The organism is Aquisalimonas sp. (assembly GCF_007120195.1).
Classification (GTDB): Bacteria; Pseudomonadota; Gammaproteobacteria; order Nitrococcales; family Aquisalimonadaceae; genus Aquisalimonas.
The window spans coordinates 1-17890 of the sequence record NZ_SKOG01000187.1 but is presented as its reverse complement, the minus strand read 5'-3'; the positions used below and the strand labels follow the sequence as shown (position 1 = coordinate 17890).

General features: G+C 64.9%; 17 protein-coding genes. 8 read left to right on the top strand and 9 right to left on the bottom strand.

Annotation, left to right across the window (positions count from 1 at the left end; all coding sequences use genetic code 11):
* Positions 1-1468 (bottom strand): hypothetical protein (locus tag QZT63_RS13605; RefSeq protein ID WP_290652033.1); only part of this gene is annotated, 1468 nt, incomplete at its 3' end.
* 452 nt (positions 1469-1920) lie between these two features.
* Between QZT63_RS13605 and QZT63_RS13600 the strand changes: the two genes are divergently transcribed.
* The 6 genes from QZT63_RS13600 to QZT63_RS13575 all read left to right on the top strand — a co-directional run bounded on the left by QZT63_RS13600 (position 1921) and on the right by QZT63_RS13575 (position 8137).
* On the top strand, positions 1921-2589 hold the full coding sequence (locus tag QZT63_RS13600; protein WP_290652032.1) for a hypothetical protein: 669 nt from the start codon (positions 1921-1923) through the stop codon (positions 2587-2589).
* 427 nt (positions 2590-3016) lie between these two features.
* A complete protein-coding gene (locus QZT63_RS13595; protein ID WP_290652030.1) occupies positions 3017-3628 on the top strand; it encodes an HNH endonuclease in 612 nt (203 codons plus the stop codon).
* 518 nt (positions 3629-4146) lie between these two features.
* Positions 4147-5868 carry a 2-isopropylmalate synthase gene (gene leuA / locus QZT63_RS13590; RefSeq protein WP_290652028.1) on the top strand — a complete coding sequence of 574 codons (1722 nt, stop codon included), beginning with the start codon at positions 4147-4149 and terminating at the stop codon, positions 5866-5868.
* Between the two features lie 84 nt (positions 5869-5952).
* The gene (locus tag QZT63_RS13585) at positions 5953-6333 is read left to right on the top strand and encodes a hypothetical protein (protein WP_290652026.1); all 381 of its coding nucleotides are present in this window, start codon (positions 5953-5955) and stop codon (positions 6331-6333) included.
* Positions 6334-6378: 45 nt separating this feature from the next.
* Entirely contained in the window at positions 6379-7281 is a 903-nt protein-coding gene (locus QZT63_RS13580) for a 5'-3' exonuclease H3TH domain-containing protein (protein WP_290652024.1), read from the top strand.
* A complete protein-coding gene (locus tag QZT63_RS13575; protein WP_290652022.1) occupies positions 7262-8137 on the top strand; it encodes a fructosamine kinase family protein in 876 nt (291 codons plus the stop codon). Before QZT63_RS13580 ends, QZT63_RS13575 begins: the two co-directional genes overlap by 20 nt.
* A 5-nt stretch (positions 8138-8142) precedes the next feature.
* Here QZT63_RS13575 and QZT63_RS13570 read toward each other — a convergent pair whose 3' ends face one another.
* From QZT63_RS13570 to QZT63_RS13555, 4 genes are all read right to left on the bottom strand, one after another.
* Positions 8143-8907 carry a VacJ family lipoprotein gene (locus QZT63_RS13570; protein WP_290652020.1) on the bottom strand — a complete coding sequence of 255 codons (765 nt, stop codon included), beginning with the start codon at positions 8905-8907 and terminating at the stop codon, positions 8143-8145.
* Positions 8889-9968 carry a phytoene/squalene synthase family protein gene (locus QZT63_RS13565; RefSeq protein WP_290652018.1) on the bottom strand — a complete coding sequence of 360 codons (1080 nt, stop codon included), beginning with the start codon at positions 9966-9968 and terminating at the stop codon, positions 8889-8891. The genes QZT63_RS13570 and QZT63_RS13565 overlap by 19 nt, the downstream gene beginning before the upstream one ends.
* The gene (locus QZT63_RS13560; protein ID WP_290652016.1) at positions 9965-10789 is read right to left on the bottom strand and encodes an alpha/beta hydrolase; all 825 of its coding nucleotides are present in this window, start codon (positions 10787-10789) and stop codon (positions 9965-9967) included. Before QZT63_RS13560 ends, QZT63_RS13565 begins: the two co-directional genes overlap by 4 nt.
* A 99-nt stretch (positions 10790-10888) precedes the next feature.
* The gene (locus QZT63_RS13555; protein WP_290652014.1) at positions 10889-11950 is read right to left on the bottom strand and encodes a CDP-6-deoxy-delta-3,4-glucoseen reductase; all 1062 of its coding nucleotides are present in this window, start codon (positions 11948-11950) and stop codon (positions 10889-10891) included.
* Between the two features lie 201 nt (positions 11951-12151).
* On the opposite strand from QZT63_RS13555, the gene QZT63_RS13550 reads away from it, so the two are divergent.
* A complete protein-coding gene (locus QZT63_RS13550; RefSeq protein WP_290652013.1) occupies positions 12152-12700 on the top strand; it encodes a DUF2845 domain-containing protein in 549 nt (182 codons plus the stop codon).
* 36 nt (positions 12701-12736) lie between these two features.
* Here the strand turns inward: QZT63_RS13550 and ubiD are convergent, their stop codons facing one another.
* On the bottom strand, positions 12737-14206 hold the full coding sequence (gene ubiD, locus QZT63_RS13545; RefSeq protein ID WP_290652035.1) for a 4-hydroxy-3-polyprenylbenzoate decarboxylase: 1470 nt from the start codon (positions 14204-14206) through the stop codon (positions 12737-12739).
* Between the two features lie 302 nt (positions 14207-14508).
* Here ubiD and QZT63_RS13540 point away from each other — a divergent pair, with 302 nt between their 5' ends.
* Positions 14509-15405, top strand: a complete 897-nt coding sequence (locus QZT63_RS13540; protein WP_290652012.1) for a CPBP family intramembrane glutamic endopeptidase — start codon at positions 14509-14511, stop codon at positions 15403-15405.
* Between the two features lie 127 nt (positions 15406-15532).
* On the opposite strand, the gene xth is transcribed toward QZT63_RS13540, so the two are convergent.
* The 3 genes from xth to QZT63_RS13525 form a co-directional block, all read right to left on the bottom strand.
* Complete coding sequence (xth, locus tag QZT63_RS13535; protein ID WP_290652034.1) at positions 15533-16306, bottom strand: exodeoxyribonuclease III; 774 nt, start codon at positions 16304-16306, stop codon at positions 15533-15535.
* 470 nt (positions 16307-16776) lie between these two features.
* Complete coding sequence (locus tag QZT63_RS13530; RefSeq protein WP_290652010.1) at positions 16777-17544, bottom strand: glucose 1-dehydrogenase; 768 nt, start codon at positions 17542-17544, stop codon at positions 16777-16779.
* Between the two features lie 20 nt (positions 17545-17564).
* Positions 17565-17735: a hypothetical protein gene (locus QZT63_RS13525; RefSeq protein ID WP_290652008.1), complete on the bottom strand. Its 171-nt coding sequence runs from the start codon at positions 17733-17735 to the stop codon at positions 17565-17567.
* Between the last annotated feature and the right edge of the window lie 155 nt (positions 17736-17890).

The following is a 17890-nucleotide window of genomic DNA, read 5'->3' as shown; positions in this document are numbered from 1 at the left end:
GGCTCTCTCCCTCCGGCAGCGTTAGGTTAGTCAGCGCGCGCCGCAGGGCCATCATGTCCGCTGCGGCCTGTCCCAAGTTATCCCGCAGAACGAGTGGTTGTGAGACGTTCAGGAAATGGCTTCCGGAGGGGTCAACGGCATTGTCTCCCTCGACGTCCACATAGAATGTCCGCTCAGTCACATCGGATCGCTCAATCAACGCATTGACCGATTCCGCGCGCAGCAGCTCCGTGACCGCCTTGATGGGATCGGTCTCGGCTACCTGATCGCGAACGATTCCGTGGAGCGGGAGGTCTATGGCCACGGTGACGTACCCAAGCTCTGCAAACTGATTCGCCACCGCCACGATGTCCGCTCTGTTCTGACGCAGGCCATGCTTGAACAACACCACCGGGTAAGGTTCCCCGGCGCCGTCATCGGTAGGAACTGCCGCGACCACGGGCACCCAGAGATCATCGACGGTGGCGTCGTAGGTGAGCCCCCCGCCGATAGCGGCCGCTGTGTTGCAGGAAGCGCCATTGCACAGCCAATGCGTGCTCAGCACCGGCGCGGCGGCCGGCAGCCCGACGGGGTCGTCCGGGTTGCCGGGGTCTGTGGGCACACCCAGACCGTAGCGCAGATTCACCGTTCCCACCCACAGGGCGGCCCCGCCGCCGGGCGCTGGCACTGGCTCGCCATTGACTTGCAGCGGCGCAAGGTGGAGTTGCCGATTGCCCGCCTGCTCATCCTCGAAGCTTACCCTGGCAGCCTGCAGGGTGTGCCCGATGTTCTGCGTGCGCACCGACCAGGAGAGCACCACATTGGCGCGCTCCAGCGAGCTGTCGAAGGCTTCCACCGCGGACAGTTCGGCGTCGGTCAGCGCCTGGAGTCGCGCCGCCTCCCCCTCGAGCGCTTCGGTACCCTTCAAGGCGCGGTAGCTGAGGCTGTTGACCACTGCACCGCCGTCGGCAGAGCGCAGCCCATCCGTTAGCACGACCAGGTAATTCGTTCCGGGCTCCAGGGGCTGCAAGGGGGAGATCACCAGCTGCCGCCCGTCATCCTGCAAGCCCGCCACGAAATCCTGGCCGAACACCAACTCATCCTCAACCTCGACGGGAGGCTGGACGCCGTCCAGCACAAAGACACGCACGCCCTCGGGCAGGGTCTCAGGCGCCAGCGCAGCAGTGAAGCGCGTGGTCCAGGGTTCGATGGTTGAAAAACCGTTGAGATCCCGGAGGGCATTGAGGAAAGGGTTATCCGGCGCATCGACCTGAAGCAGGCCGGACTGTGAATCAAAACCAAACAGGAAGTTTGCCGGGAACGGTGCACTTTCCCGGGTCGGATTAAACGTGGCGACGGCTGCGGTGGTGTCCGGCTCCGGTGCACGCCCCCCCGCGCTGCGCGTATCCTCGAAGAGAAAACATCCGGATAACAGCGCCACTGCGGCCACCACGCCCGGCGCACCGTACAGACGGGACTTGAGAGTCATTGCCGTCTCCTCCATGGCTCTTTATGTGTTCCTTAAGTGCGGTCGCTGTCCCTTGGGCTCATTGACTCCGGGCTAGCCCTACCCGGTCCCGGTCCCGGTTCTGTGTGGGGTGACCCATACAGTATCGCCGATTTCTCCGAGTTGTCGCGGTTGATCAACGACAGGGGCAACCGCCCGTCTGTTGTCTCTCTCCCCCCAACTCCTCTTCGCATAACCCGTGCCCTCGACCCCTGGTGATTCGCCCGTCGTCGGGGTGTGGCAAAAATGTCGTCGTCATGTAGCAACGGAGTGCGCCGGGGCAGGACAATTGTGCCCGCAACGGCGTGTCTCTGGGGGCGAGTTCCGCGGGATGCGAACGGCAGTGTGTGCGGTACTGACATAACCGCATACAGTGGGAGGGTGCCTACCAACGGTTAGGGACTTGGACGATGGGCAACAGGGAGATGCATAAAATGAAAAGCGCAATTCTACGTGACCGCGATGAGATCCAGGAGTTCTTTGCAAACTTTGGCCAGCTTTGCAAGAACCCGATTAACATAAACTACTTTTTGAACGCCGATAGAATTCGGGCGTTTTACAAAAATGGAAAGATGATAGGCGGCTACGTCGTCAACACCAAGGGGCCGCTTCGCTACCAACAGATGATCCCGGAACCGGCTCGTTCCAGGGAAGAGATATCCAAATACTTTGAAAACGGAAAATCCTGCGAAATAACCTGTTTCTGGATGGTTCGCCCTCGACTCACGTGCCAGGAGCGAAACAACGTCTACCTTTACTCGGCGTACGATGCGCTCAGCATGGGTACAACGTGGGTGTTTGGTGGTTCGGTTAATGTCAAACTCGCGCGCACTCAAAAGAGAGTGATGCCCCATGTGATTTACCGCGGGCCGTGGGATTTTGAGGGAAGTCCATCATGCTGTCAGGTCTACTATGCGAACTGGTGGCAATTGCTCGCTCTGGTCATTGGGGCCTATGCGTACACCACAACGATGGATCTAATCAAGAACGGTTACGTGGCGCTGCGCCGGGCGCGCAAAAAGATGCTGTCACGAGGCACCAGGGCTTTATCAGGAGTGTATGGGCAGTTGCTTGCCTGCCGGAAGGCGGAGGTGACGTCCTAGACGCGCCAGCCGGGACCGACGCCGGGGTTTGTGCAGATCAGCCAGCCGGAACCCGTCAACGCTGACGCGCTCCGGCACCCCGTCATGGACGTCTGCCGGAGGCCGCGGGAGGCGGTTGGGGACGGCGTTCGCTGTTCGTGCAGGCAACGCCCCGCTGCCAGACCCGTGCGCATGTCAGGGCGAGGGTGATTGACTTGGCACGCCTAACGACTGCCTTTAATATCGAGGCGAGTGTCCTGATTTGTCAGCGCCCGCCATTTCAGAGGCTTTCAGCGTCGCCAGGGCCAGGCGTGCCCAATGCTGGCGCCGCATGCGCGCACCCGTTGAGGCAGTGTCGCGCACCCCCGGCGAGCCGGTGAGCCAGCCTTGGGGCGCCGAGACGGATCACGACACGAGGCTTTAACCGCCGAGTCGGGAAGTTGCCGTCATGCTTGCTGATGGATCGTCCGTCCTTCACGTCGGCTACACGCATCCGCTGGTGCTTGGGCTCGATGTGACCGGAAGGCCTTTGGCCTGGTTGAGCTGGGCTGAGGCGGCGGTTCTCTATTGTCGAGAAAAGGTTGCCTGGACGGCGGGTGAGTCGAGCACCCTGTTGATGGGGGGCACGAACAGGCTATCCGGTCAGCGGTCGTATCTGGAGCTCAGCTCGATCATCGCACTGCGAACGGGGACAGCAAGACCCCATCGCGACACCCCGACGCTGTGCAACGCGAACCTGTTTGCCCGTGACCGGTATCATTGCCTGTACTGTGGCAAACGGTTCTCGGGCAGTAGTCTTAGCCGCGATCACATTATCCCGACGTCCCGCGGTGGTCACGACGTATGGAGCAACGCCGCGACTTCGTGCAAGCGGTGCAATGGATTCAAGATGAACAGAACGCCGGAGGAAGCCGCCATGTCGCTGCTTGCAGTGCCGTTCGTGCCCTCTTTTTCTGAACACCTTATTCTGTCGAACAAACGGATACTCGCCGACCAAATGGAGTTCCTCCGCAGTCATGTCCCGGCCCATCGGCGCGGTGCCTACGCGCTAGTGAGTTGAGACGGGTGGCGATGCTCAGCCGAGAAGAGAGTGCTCGGCGCCATGGGCTATTGCAACCGCGAGCCACACAGAGTGGCTGCCTTGGCCCGTTCCGCGAGGCACCGGGCGGCGTCAGCGGCGGGCGCTTGCCGAGGCGGGGGTTGACCTAAGGCCGGGTTGGGCATAGCGTTATGGCATGATGATTCGGATTACAAGCGCACTTCGACTGCGACTGCTTTGCCCGGCCTCCTGAGGGGTGCCGGGAATGTACGTCGTTGGTTTCGCTTTGTAACCGGGTTAGACATCATGTCCGCTTCCAGTTGTTACCGCAGTCAGTCCTCCGACCGGCGGCTCTTGCCGCATTCACCCGTGTTCTGTGCGCTCCTGCTTGCGCTCCCGCGACTGCCACGCGGTCATCGGGCGGTCTGGGCAATGCATCCGCCAGAGACGGCGACGCGTTGCTCTGGTCCGCCCGGTGGCCGTGACGCGGGCGCAAGCGCTGATGTGACAGGCAGATACTTTTCGAGGAGTGAACAGACATGTTGAAGCAGCCTGAAATCAAGTACCGAACGTTCCCTCCGGTGCGGTTGACGGACCGAACCTGGCCTGACGCGGTGATCGAACGGCCGCCGGTGTGGTGCAGCGTTGACCTGCGCGACGGCAACCAGGCGCTCATCGAGCCCATGGATACCGAGCGTAAGTACCGGATGTTCCACGCCTTGGTGGATATCGGCTTCAAGGAAATCGAGGTCGGCTTCCCGGCAGCGTCGCAGACCGATTACGACTTCTGCCGGATGCTCATCGATGAGCACCTCATCCCGGACGATGTCTACATCCAGGTGCTCACCCAGTCGCGCCCGGAACTGATCGAGCAGACGTTCGCAGCGGTGCGTGGCGCGCCGAACGTCATCGTCCACCTGTACAACTCCACATCCACGGTCCAGCGGCGGGTGGTGTTCGGCATGGAGCGCCAGGGCATTACGGATCTGGCCGTGGAGGGAGCCACGCAGGTGCAGGCATTGGCCGCGCAACGGCCGGAGACGAACTGGTTGTTCCAGTACTCGCCGGAGAGCTTCACACAAACGGAGCTTGACTACGCCCTGGAGATCGTCGATGCGGTGAACGCTGTCTGGCGGCCCACGGCCGAGCAGCCGGTGATCATCAATCTGCCGGCAACGGTGGAAGTGTCCACCCCCAACATCTATGCCGACCAGATCGAGTGGTTTGCCCGCAACGTGCGCCGGCGCGAGGGGATTATCCTCTCCGTGCATCCCCACAATGACCGGGGCACGGCCGTTGCGGCGGCGGAGCTTGCCGTCATGGCCGGTGCCGATCGCATCGAGGGCACGCTGTTTGGCAATGGCGAGCGCACCGGCAACGTGGATCTGGTGACCCTGGCCGTGAACCTCTACACCCAGGGTGTGCATCCGGGGCTGGATTTCGCCGACATCAACGAGACCGTGCGGCTGGTCGAGTACTGCAACCAGTTGCCCGTTCACCCGCGCCACCCCTATGCCGGTGAGCTGGTGTTCACTGCGTTCTCCGGATCCCACCAGGATGCCATCAAGAAGGGGTTTGCGGCTCAGGGCAAGGACAGTCCCTGGGAGGTGCCTTACCTGCCCATCGACCCCAAGGACGTGGGCCGCAGCTACGAGGCGGTGATCCGGATCAACAGCCAGTCCGGCAAGGGAGGCATCAGCTATCTCATGGAGCGGGATTACGGCATGAATATGCCACGCCGGCTGCAGATCGAGTTCAGCCATGTGATCCAGAAGGTGACGGACAATACCGGGCGCGAGCTGAGGGCCCCGGAGATCTGGGAGGCCTTCCGCCAGGAATACATGGATGTGCCCCGCCCCTTCCAGCTGGTGGAGTATCGGGAAGGCACCGATGCCGAGGGCAACGACAAGCTCACCGCGACCCTCCGCGACAACGGCAAGGAGTGCATCATCGCAGCCCAGGGGAACGGGCCCATTGATGCGTTTGTGAGGGGGCTGTCGAAATACACCGGCGTGGAGCTGCAGGTGGTCGACTACACCGAGCACGCGGCAAATGCCGGCGCCGATGCCCAGGCGGTCGCCTATGTGGAGATGCGCGGCCCGGACGGTAGCAGTCTGTTCGGCGTGGCCCGGCATGGCAACATCGTCACGGCCTCCCTGCACGCGCTGCTCAACGCCGTGAACCGCCTCGCGGGGCGCAGTGTGCTGGACAACGCCGGTGATGCCGGGCTCAAGGCAGCACGGGCTGAGACCACGGTCTGAACCGGTTTTCGAGCGCAGTGGCGCGCATGGGGGCCCGCGCGGCGGGCAGTGGCATGCCTGATTCGAGCGCGTATGACTGACTCCATGCCGCCAAAAGCCCCGGTGTGGGGCGATTTGCCACGCCTCTGGCGGGCTGTGCGCAACCGCGACGAGGCGCGGCGACTGGCCCGTGCCAGTGCGCGCCTGATCATGCTGTTGGCTGTGGCGGTGGTGGCCATGGGCGTGCTGACGGGGGAGACCGCGACCATGGTGGAGGGCACACTGGTGGCGCTGCTGGCGTTGGCCGCCGGCTGGCTGTACAGCCGAAGCGCCGCAGTGGCGCTGGCGCTGCTCCTGTTTCTCGGTCTGCTGGCCGGCCTGCTGGGCGGGCAGGCCCCGGCGGGGCTGCTGTTGCAGGGTGTGGTCCTGTTGATCTGCCTCCGCCTTGCGCAAGCCACGATCATCCAGCACCGGGGCGCGGGATAGCGTGCCCGGCTGCCATTGCTGCGCGTTGCGCTATACTCCCACGCCATGCGGCTGCTCTATCTGATTGACTCGAGTGTGTACATCTTCCGGGCGTGGTTCTCCATCGGCGGGCGCCTTGTGGATGAAGCCGGCGACCCCGCCAACGCGGTCTATGGATACGGGAATTTCCTGCTCGACTTCCTTGAGGGCAAGACTCCGGAGCATGCGCTGGCTGCATTCGACCGAAGCCTGACGACGTGTTTTCGTAACGACATCTACCCCGCCTACAAGGCCAATCGTCCGGAAGCGCCGGAGGATCTCAAGCGCCAGATCGGTGTCTGCGAAGCGTTGACGCGCGCACTCGGGGTGACGGCGCTAAGCAGCGACCGCTACGAGGCCGATGACCTGATCGGCACCGTCGCGACCCGCTTTCGCCCCGACGGGTTCACCATGCGCTACCTGACCTCGGACAAGGACTACGCCCAGCTGCTGGAACCCGGTGACCGGTTGGTGGATGCCAGCGGCCGCCGCAATCTCGGGTGCGACGGCGTGCTCGGCGCCATGGGGGTGCGGGCGGACCAGGTCCCGGATCTCCTCGGCCTGGCCGGGGACAGCGTGGACAATATACCCGGTGTGCCTGGCATCGGACTCAGGACTGCGCAGGTGCTACTCAATGCCCTGGGTAGCCTGGAGGGCATTTACGTCGATCTCGAGCGCGTCGGCGCACTGCCGCTTCGGGGTGCGGCGCGTATCCGCCGGTTGCTGGCTGAACACCGGGACATTGCGTTCCTCTCCCGCCGCCTGGCGACCATTCACCGCGACGCACCCCTGGTGCCGGCGCGCGACATGATCCGCGTCACTGGTGCCGACGGGGCGGCGCTCGATGCGCTGGCGCTGCCGTTGCGGGTGCGCCGGCGAGCGGAGTTGCGGATGGGTGAGGAGGGTGCGAATGCCCTGGTCAACCATTGATGCCGCCATCGCTGAGGCGACCGGTACCGCATACGCCACACGAGACCGGGCCCCGGTCGGCGGCGGCAGCATCAACGTCGCCTACCGCCTGGAGGGCGGTGCGCAAGCCTGGTTTGTTAAGCTCAACAGCGCCGACGCCCTGGCGATGTTCCAGGCGGAGGCCGATGGCCTGCGGGAGCTGGCTGCCGCGAAGGCGCTGCGCGTCCCCGAGCCCCTGACCTGGGGGCAGGCCGGAGGGCGCAGCTATCTCATCATGGAGTGGATCACCCTGCAGGGGCGAGGTGACTGGGCGGCGCTCGGGGAGGGACTGGCGCGGATGCACGCCAGCACGGCGCAGCGCCATGGCTGGCGCCTTGACAACACCATCGGCTCGACTCCCCAGGTGAACACGCCGGACGGCGACTGGGTGCGGTTCTACACCGAGCGGCGCCTGCGCTTTCAGCTGCAGCTGGCGGCGAGCAATGGCTACGGCGGTCGACTGCTGCGTGACGGCGAGCGGTTGTGCGGGGAGACCGAGGCCTTGTTTACGGACTACCGGCCGGCTGCCTCACTGCTGCACGGCGATCTCTGGTCCGGCAATATCGCCTTTGATGGCAGCCGCCGGCCCGTGCTCTATGACCCGGCCGTCTACTATGGCGACCGGGAGACCGACCTGGCCATGTCCGAACTCTTCGGCCGCCTTCCCGACGCCGCGTATGACGCCTACAACGCCGTCTGGCCCGTGGACAGCGGCTACGCGGTGCGCCGGGAGCTGTATCAGCTCTACCACGTGCTTAACCACCTCAACCTGTTCGGCGGCATGTATGCACGCCAAGCGGAGCAGATGATCGGGCGGTTACTGGCGCAAACCCAGTGAGCGTGTCACCAATCGAAATCATCGTCCAGATCATCGAAGAAATCCGCCTCGGGTGGATCCCCGTCCCAGATCAGGTTGTCCCGGTACTGCCGGTAGGCCGAGCGGGTGAAATCGTACTCGTCCAGGGCCGCCTCGCTGCGGAAACGCGCAGCTTGCTCCAGGCGCGCCCGGGTGTTGACCAGGTTCAGTGCGTACAAGGGCAGGGCAATCACGCCGCCCGCATAGCTCACCGGATTGGTGGCCAGGGAAACGGGGATGTCGTGAATGTCCCGGGTGGTGCTCGGCCCGTAGGCGGGTAGCACGAGGTACATGCCTTCAGGCGTGCCCCAGACGGCCAGAGTCTGACCGAAGTCCTCGTCGCTGGGATCTTGCAGCCCCAGCGGTGTGGCCACGTCGAACAGGCCGGCCAGGCCCAGGGTGGTGTTGATGAGAAACCGGCCGGTATCTCTGGCACTGTCTCCGGGTTTGCCCTGCAGGAGGTTGTTCACCGCGTTGCCGGGTTCACCCATGTTGTTGAAGAAATTCGTCACGCCCCGGCGGGCGAAGCGTGGGGTGACGAACACGTAGGCATCCGCCAGCGGTTTGGCCACGAAGCGGTCAAGCTGTTCATTGAAGTCGTACACCTGCCGGTTCACCGGCTCGATGGGGTCCCAGGCGTCTGGCTCCGGGGGCGGCGGCGAGCTGGCGCAGGCCGTCACCACCAGGGCCGAGAGCAGCACCAGCATTGGACCCGTCAAAAGGCGTAAGCGGCTCACGGTGTGTGCATCCATGGTGTGTCCTCGTCGGTCACCAGCAAACCCGGATGGCGCGAATCCGGTGAGGGCAGGCCACGGGCCGCCCAGTTAAACGCCCCGGCCAGAAGCCGATCGTTTAGCACCGCAACATTGCATCCGGCAATGACGGTGCGCAGCCGCGCTCTCGAGATTTTCACCTGTGCGGCGCTGGTAAAATCCGGACGGGCGTCGATATTGTGCAGTGTATAGACTGCCATGCCGATCGCCCAGGCGCAGAATCGCCGAATACCCCTTTGCTGCGCCGGAATCCCCTGTGTGTAGGCCAGGGCCTCTCGCAGATGGCCGTGCGCTGCACCCACAAGTTCCCGAATGCCGGCATGAAATTCCGGGGCCTCGTGCCAGGGGGCGCCGGGCCGCAGCGAACAGCCATGGCGCGCGAACACGTCCCGCGGCAGCCAGCATACGCCGTGCGCCCGGTCCTCCCAGACGTCCTTGAGAATGTTGGTCATCTGCAGCCCTTGAGCGAACGCGACGGCGCGGCGCCGCATGTGGGGCTGTGCGCGGGCGATCATCGAGTGCTGTTGGGCGAAGAGATCCGTGAGCATTTCGCCGACCACGCCGGCGACGCAGTAGCAGTAGTCACGGAACGCGGCGGCGTCCGGCAGCCCCTGCGGTGACTTCAGGGTCTCGAAGTGTGCCATTCCATTGGCCATGATCGTCAGGCAGCGGCGCAAGGGAGTTTGTTGCTCGGACGGTAGGGCATGGAAGAGCGCGAAGACCCGGTCCGCCTCGGCGACCAGTTCGTGTTCCGCCGCGGAGACGCTGGTGATCGAGCCCGCGAGCGCCTCCTCGAATGCCGCACCCCGGCCAGGCCGCTCGAGGGCAGCGACGAGCAGGCGGAAGCATTCGTTCTTGGTGGCGGTATCCAGCCGTGACGCATCCTCGATGGTGTCCGCCAAGCGGCACAGCAGGTAGGCGTTACCGATAGCCGGCCGCAACGCCTCCGGGAGCTGCGGAATGGTGAGCGCGAAGGTGCGCGAGACCCCCGGCAGTATCCGGTCCTGGAAACCCGTGTCGAGCCGTTCAACCACACTCATCGGGCGTCACGATCCACGGCGGCGAGAAACTCGAGCACGCAGCGGTTGAATGCCCGGGGCTGCTCCAAAGGCAACATATGCCCCGTGCGGGGCATCAGCTCCAGGCGGGCGTCCGGCAGGTGCTCGGCCAAATGAGTGGCGTTCGCCGGCGGCCAGACCTCATCGTGCTCGCCGTGGACCACGAGGCAGGGTACCGCGACCCGGTGCAGCCGCGGGCTGTTCGGCGCATGTGTGCCCGCCGCGTCCAGCTGCGCGTGGTAGGCATGGGGCGGTTGCGGCTCGCGCTCTTGGAACTGCAGGATGCGGTCGTCGAGGTCGGGAACGAGGGCGCGATAAGCCGGGTGGTAAAAGGCGGCGTTCATGCGCTCGACGACGGTGCGTGGGTGCGTCGTCGCCCGGTCGAGGTTGATGACCTCCCGGACGTGCGGCTCCGGCGGCGCATAGGCGGGATCCGCCGGACCGGTCCCGGTGGCCGCGAGCGTCAGACTGCGTACGCGCTGCGGGTGCTGGTGATAGAATTCCTGCGCGATCAAACCGCCGATGGAGACCCCCACCAGGTGGGCGGATTGCGCTTGCGCAGCGTCCATGACCGCCCCCAGGTCGTCGGCGAAGTCCACCATGGTGTAAGGGCCGGGCGGCATGGCCGAATGCCCGACGCCGCGGTTGTCGGGCACGATGGTCCGGTGGTGGCGGGCGAAGTCGGGCAGTTGCAACCCCCAGGCACGGCCGCTGCCGCCGAGCCCCATGATCAGGACAACCGGCGACCCCTCGCCGTGGACCTCATAATACAGTCGGACGCCGTTGTTGTTGGTCTCAGCCATTCGGTGCTCCAGCTCACGGAAGCGGCCAGTATAACGGCCAGTGCGGGGGCCGCCGAGGGGGGTGTTGTCCGCTGGAGGCTCGCCATCGGCGTTGCACGCTCAGTCATCCCAGTCGCCGTGCTGGACTGAGGTCAGGTCAGGTTGCGAGTCGGCGGCGAACTCGAAAGCATCCCAGAAGAGGTGTTCATCCTCCACGCCGTGGCGCGCGAAATCGCGTCGCGCCGCTGCAATCATCGCGGGTGGCCCACTCATGTAGACGTCGTATCCGTGCAGGTCCGGGTAGTCGTGCAGCAGCATGTTGTGCACCAGACCAATGCGGCCTTGCCAGTCGTCCTGCGGCTGTGGCTCTGAAAGACAAGGTGTGTACTGCAGCCGGGGGTGGCTGCCAGCCCATGCCCGCAGCTCCGAGTCCATGTACAGATCCGCTCGGGTCCGGGCGCCCCAGAACAGGTGCACGGGACGTGGATCATCAGTGTGGAACATGTGGGCGAGCATGCTCTTCGCCGGTGCAATGCCGGTGCTACCCGCGAGCATGAGCACAGGCCGTCGGTTCCCGGTCCTGATATGGAACGTGCCGTACGGGCCTTCAATGCGCAATAGCGCCTTCTCCTGCATGGTGTAGAACACGTGCTCGCTGAATTCGCCACCGTCGATGTGGCGCACGTGGAGTTGCAGCAGGGCGTCGTCATGGGGGGCATTGGCAAGCGAGAAGCTGCGGCGCCGGCCGTCGCGCAGCAAAATGTCGATGTACTGCCCCGGCAGGAACGGCAACCGCTCGTGGTCAGGCAGTTTCAGGTAGAGCGCCATGACGTCGCGGCACAGGCGTTCCATTCTCGCGACGCGACAGCGCATCCGGCGCGGCAGGATATCGCCCGCTTCCATGACTTCCCGCACCTCGATCACCAGATCGCCCGCCGGCTGCGCGAGGCAGAACAGGGCCTGGCCGACGGCCACCTCTTTTTCGTCCAGACTGGCCGGGGGTCCGCCGCCAGGATAGGTCACTGCCCCTTCGACCACCTTGCCCATGCACGTTCCACAGGTGCCGTTGCGGCAGCTGTAGGGGATCACGAGACCGTGCCGCAGTGCGGCGTTGAGGATGGACTCGCCGGGTTCGGTGAAGAAACGGTGACCGCTCGGTTCGATGGTAATGCGATAGCTCATGCTCTGTGATCCTTGCCGCGCAGGCCATTGTGACGTAATGGGTCAGCCGCCGAAACACCGGCGCCCCAGTGAACCCTCGCGGCAATCATCCGGATGCTGAACGCAAGGAGGAAACCGCAGAGCTTCCCGGTAGTCTGATTAAAGTAAGCGCGAGGCCGTCGTGCTCTGCGCGCAACCGTTCTGATCTGACGGGACTATCCCATGGCTAAAGCGTGGATGAAACGGCGTTGGTTGCTGGCTGCGGTACTTTTCCTGGTCTGCGGTACGGCTGTGGGCAGCCTGCGTTGCAACGGCGACCTGATCCACCGCGGCGATCGCACCTGGGACGTGGAAAGGGCCTGCGGCGAGCCGGATCTGCGCGAGCCGATCGAATTCGCCGTCCGGGCCGATGGTGCCACGTTCACGACCCTGGAGCGCTGGTACTTCAATGAGGGCCCGCGGCGCCTCGTGCGCATGGTGGACTTCCGCGACGGTCAGGTGGTCGCGATCCGCACCGGCGGCTACGGTTATCGCGAGTTTCCGGGGTCAGACTGTCGGGCGGGGCTGATCCAGCGTGGCATGACCCGCATGGAGTTGCTGGGCGAGTGCGGGTTGCCGGCCGCGCAACAAGTCCTGCAACCCGGCATCCTCCACCACGCGGTTCCCGTGCGGGAGGAATGGCTTTACGAGTTCGGGCCGGGCCGGTTCTCCCGCATCGTGACCCTGGAGCGCGGCCGGGTGACGCGTGTCGAGCGGGGAAAACGCCAGTAGCTAGTGTTCTGTAACCGAATTTCGGTTACAGAACACTTAGGAGTCGATCCCCAGCTCGTCCCAGCGTGCGTCCACCTGCCGACGGATTTCTGGATCCATCACGATCGGGCGCCCCCATTCCCGGCTCGTCTCGCCCTTCCATTTGTTGGTGGCGTCGAAGCCGATCTTCGAGCCCAGGCCCGACACGGGAGAGGCGAAGTCCAGAGAGTCGATGGGCGAGTTCTCCACCATTACCGTATCCCGCTGCGGGTCCATGCGCGTTGTCATCGCCCAGATGACGTCGTTCCAGTCCCGGCCGTTGACGTCGTCGTCGGTGACGATGACGAACTTGGTGTACATGAACTGGCGCAGGAACGACCACACGCCGAGCATCACCCGTTTGGCGTGCCCCGGGTACTGCTTTTTCATCGTGACCACGGCCATGCGGTAGGAACAGCCCTCCGGCGGCAGATAGAAGTCGGTAATCTCCGGGAACTGCTTTCGCAGGATCGGTACGAACACCTCGTTCAGCGCCACTCCGAGCACGGCGGGTTCATCCGGCGGCCGACCGGTGTAGGTGCTGTGGTAGACCGGATTGCTCCGGTGCGTGAGGCGCTCGACGGTGAACACCGGGAAGTGGTCCACCTCGTTGTAGTAGCCGGTGTGGTCGCCAAAGGGGCCTTCCGGGGCGATGTCATCGGCGTAGATGTGCCCTTCCAACACGATCTCTGCGGTGGCCGGCACCTGCAGATCCGAGCCCAGGCACTTGCCCAGCTCGGTCTTGCTGCCGCGCAGCAGGCCGGCGAAGGCGTACTCCGACAAGGTGTCGGGCACGGGTGTAACCGCCCCGAGGATGGTGGCCGGGTCGGCGCCCAGGGCGACCGCGACGGGGAAGGGTTCGCCAGGGTGCTCCTGCTGCCATTCCTGGAAGTCCAGCGCCCCGCCCCTGTGACCCAGCCAGCGCATGATCACGCGGTTACGCCCGATGACCTGCTGGCGATAAATGCCCAGATTCTGGCGCTCCTTCAACGGCCCGCGCGTGACCACCAGCGCCCAGGTAATAAGCGGCCCCGCGTCGCCGGGCCAGCAAGTCCACACCGGCAGGTGGGAGAGGTCCACATCCTCGCCCTCGGTGACGTGCTCCTGGCACTCGGGCCGGCGCACCGTCTTCGGGCTCATGTTCAGCACCTGCTTGAAGATCGGCAGCTGCTTCCACGCGTCCTTCATGCCCTTAGGGGGGTCCGGCTCCTTCAGAAACGCCAGCAGCTTGCCGATTTCCCGCAGCGCCTCCGTATCCTGCGCACCCATGCCCAGCGCCACCCGGTGGGTCGTGCCGAACAGGTTGCCGAGCACCGGCATGCGGTAACCCCTGGGATTTTCAAACAACAGCGCCGGGCCCTCACGGCGGAGGGTGCGGTCGCAGATCTCCGTCATTTCCAGGTAGGGGTCCACCGGTGCAGTGATCCGTTTGAGCTGCCCATCGCGTTCCAGCCGGTCCATGAAATCCCGCAGATCCCGATACTTCACCTCGCCCATGCCGTTCTCCCGTGCGTCCGCGCCGCAAGCGCCGATGATCGCACGGGATGCGGGTTGATTGGCAGGCTCCGCCGCTACCGATCGCAGCCGAAGAAGGCGGGGGTACCTGTACAATGAGCCCGGCAGCCTGGATTCGCCGAGGCCTTCGGACGCGCCGGCCACCCTGGGATGGGTTGGCGCGGATGCCCTGCCTGGCGGGGCCTGCCGTTCAGCCTGACCCGGGTCGCGGGCGGCTGGATGGCGCTCAGCGGGTGGGTACCCGTCAAATAAACGCAATGATGCGAGGCGCGGTAATGAGAGCGATCTCCTGGCGGCAAATGGAGCCGTTGACCCTGAGCATCTGGTGTGCCGCCCTGGCGGTCGTCGGTTCGCTGGTCACACAATGGCCCCTGCGCCTTGACGACCTGCCCCCGGCCGCGCGGCCGGTGCTGATGGTGCTGGCGCTGGCCGCTTTCCTGGCACTGCTGCTGCGGCCCTGGCAGGCTGGCTTGGCGCGCCGGCTGACGGCATATGGCCTCGCTGTGCCCAGGGCCCAGCCCGGGGGCTTCCTGCTTCTGCTGCTCGCTGTGCTGGTGCTCAACTATGCGTCCCTGAGCCTGCTCACCTGGGCGCTGGAACCGGATCAGGTCTGGGTTCCCGTGATCGAAGGCGTCCTGGATGAGCCCGGTGGACTGGCGATGTTGCTGGTGTTGCTGCTGCTGGCGGCACCGCTGATCGAGGAACTGCTGGTACGCGGGCGGTTGCAGACCGGGGTTGCGCGCCGCTGGGGTGTGCCCGCGGCGCTGGCCATCTCTGCCACGGTGTTTGCCTGGCTTCACGGCCTGCCGTCGCTGGTGCCGGTCTATGTGGTCTTCGGCCTGTTGCTGGGTTTCGCCGTGTGGCTGACCGGCAGCGTCTGGACGGGCGTGGCGATCCACGCGATCCATAATGGCGCGGTCCTGGGCCTGTTCCTGCTCGCCCGAGCGCTTGGGGCGGAGGTTGCCGAGCCGCCGGATGCGGTGACCGAGACCGAGTCACTATTGCACGCCGGGCTGGTCGCCCTGGTTCTGGGCACCGCGCTGCTGGCCCTGGCGTTGCGGGTGGGGCACTGGGAGCGGCTGCGTCGCGTGGCGGGGGTACGCTGGCGGCCGTTGCTATTCGTCGGGCCGCCGCTGGCGGTGGTGAACCTGATCCCGGTGGTGAACGGGTAATATCGTAACCCGCGTGCAGCGATGCTATGGCACCGGGCCCGATCGAAGGGTGTAGGGTGCATTAGCCGCAGGCGTAATGCACCGTGAAACTAACCGCGCCGCAAGGCGCACAACGCGCGGGTGCGCCTCACGCCTGGGCAAACTCCGCCACCACCGGCGCGTGGTCCGAGGGGCGTTCCCAGCGGCGCGGCTCCACGTCCACGCGCGCGGCCGTGCACTGCTGCGCCAGAGCCGGGCTGGCGAGGATGAGGTCGATGCGCAAGCCCCGATTGCGACGGAAGCTGTTCATGCGGTAATCCCACCAGGAGAACACTTGCTCCTCCTGGCGAAAGCGCCGGAAGGTGTCCGCCAGCCCCAGGTCCGTCAGGGCCTTCAGCGCCGCATGCTCCGGCTCGCTGAACAGCACCTTGCCCCGCCACAGTTCCGGATCATGGACGTCCTCATCGGCCGGGGCGATGTTGAAATCGCCCACCACGCACAGGCGCGGGTGGCGCTCCATCTCCGCCGCTAGCCAGTCCCGTAGCCGGGCGAGCCAGTCCAGCTTGTAGGCATACTTCTCGCTGCCGACCACCGAGCCGTTGGGCACATAGAGGTTGATGAACCGCAGGTCGCCGATGGTCGCCGCCAGCACGCGCCGTTGCGCATCCTCCAGCCCGGGGATGTCGGTGAGGGGGTTGTCGATCGGCTGCCGCCGCGCCAGCACGGCCACACCGTTGTAGGTCTTCTGCCCAGCGTAGACGGCGGTGTAACCCGCCTCCCGCAGGGCGGCCACCGGGAAGTTGTCGTCCGTGAGCTTGGTCTCCTGCAGGCCCACCGCGTCCGGCTGTTCTGCCTCCAGCCATTGGAGCAGGTGGGGCAGACGCACCTTGAGTGAGTTCACATTCCAGGAGGCGAGTTTCATTGCAGACATAAGCGATGATTTTTCAAAGAAAGCAATCGAGCAACGGGTGTACCCCCCAACACCCCCGAGATGAACTGTGTATCTGCTCAGGGTGGGGGATGGAAACGAACAGGCTACCGCGTCCTTTGCGAGGCCGGTAGCACCTTGTGGACTGTTGGCGTCGCAAACGCTGCCCATCAAGGACGTGGAACCCGGGACCACGGTCATTCCTCACGACGAGAAACGCTCCCGGCAGGCGCGTCCGCTGCGGCCGTGTCCTGCACGTCCGTTTAGACGGCGGCTTGGTCTCTTCCGGCAGCCTTTCCAGGCGATTCTGATCTGCCAACGTCTGGGTCATTCGCCGCGTACTTGCCTGATGCTGCGCCTCGACGACGCGCTACACCGACCCCTGCCGCCAGTGCGCCTCACGCGAGAGCGCGGTTGCTGTCCACATAATTCAACACGCATGAACACATCGCCGATCGGCAGTCTCAGAACCCGAAAGAGGTCCAGCCGCCATCGACCATCAGTGTCTCGCCTGTGACATAGGACGAGGCGTCGGATGCCAGATAAACCGCGGCTCCGACCATTTCTTCGGGTCTGCCCAGGCGGTTCATGGGCGTGCGTTGGCACACGGCATCGGCGAAACCCTCGCGCGCCTCGGTAAGCGCTTTGACTAACGGTGTCTGCGTATAGGCCGGGGCAATGGCGTTCACCCGGATGCCGTGGCGGGCCCATTCGGCCGCCAGCACCCGGGTGACCATCTTCACGCCGCCCTTGCTGGCACAATAGGCCACCGACCCGGTGATGGCCGTCTCAGAGGCGATGGACGAAATATTGATGATCCTCCCGCCGCCCTGGCGGATCATCTGCCGTCCCACGGCCTGGGCGAACAGGAACACCCCGGTGAGGTTGACATCAAGGATGCGGCTCCAGTCTTCCAGGGTGTAATCTTCGGCTGGTTTCTTGACGGTCAGGCCGGCGTTGTTCACCAGCACGTCGATCCGTGTGAACATCGCAACGGTGGCATCCACGGCTTGCTGAATCGCGGTGGGATCCGTGACATCGCACGGCACGATCAGCGCCTCAACCCCGAATGCGCGCACCCCGTTTGCCACCTCCTCGAGCTCCGATCGCGTGCGGCTGCACAGCGCGACGTTGCTGCCCGCCTCCGCGAGACCCAGCGCAATGCTGCGACCGATGCCGCGACCGGCGCCGGTGACGAGGGCTGTACTGCCGGAGAGATCGAAGACTCCCATACTCCTCGCCTTCCACGCGACTACTCGATGACTGGCGTGCCTTTCTGCAAGGATACAAGATTGATGGCATCGGACACCGCGACGACGTCGTGCTTCTCGACAGGCTCCCTGTGCAGAGAGTCGCCTTCACCGAGCGTGACACCGCCAATGCGCACAACCCCTGCAAGGACAATACCCTCTTCGGTATGCAAGCCCCCGCCTGCTTGCCCAACCACCGCAGCCCCGCGCCTTGCGAAGGGTCATCAGCCGGCCCGCGGGCTCAGCGAAGGCGCGCTGCCCGGAGGCACTGGGCCAGCTCGGCGAAGCATGCCGGTTTGGTCAGGTGCTGATCGAAGCCGGCGGCGGC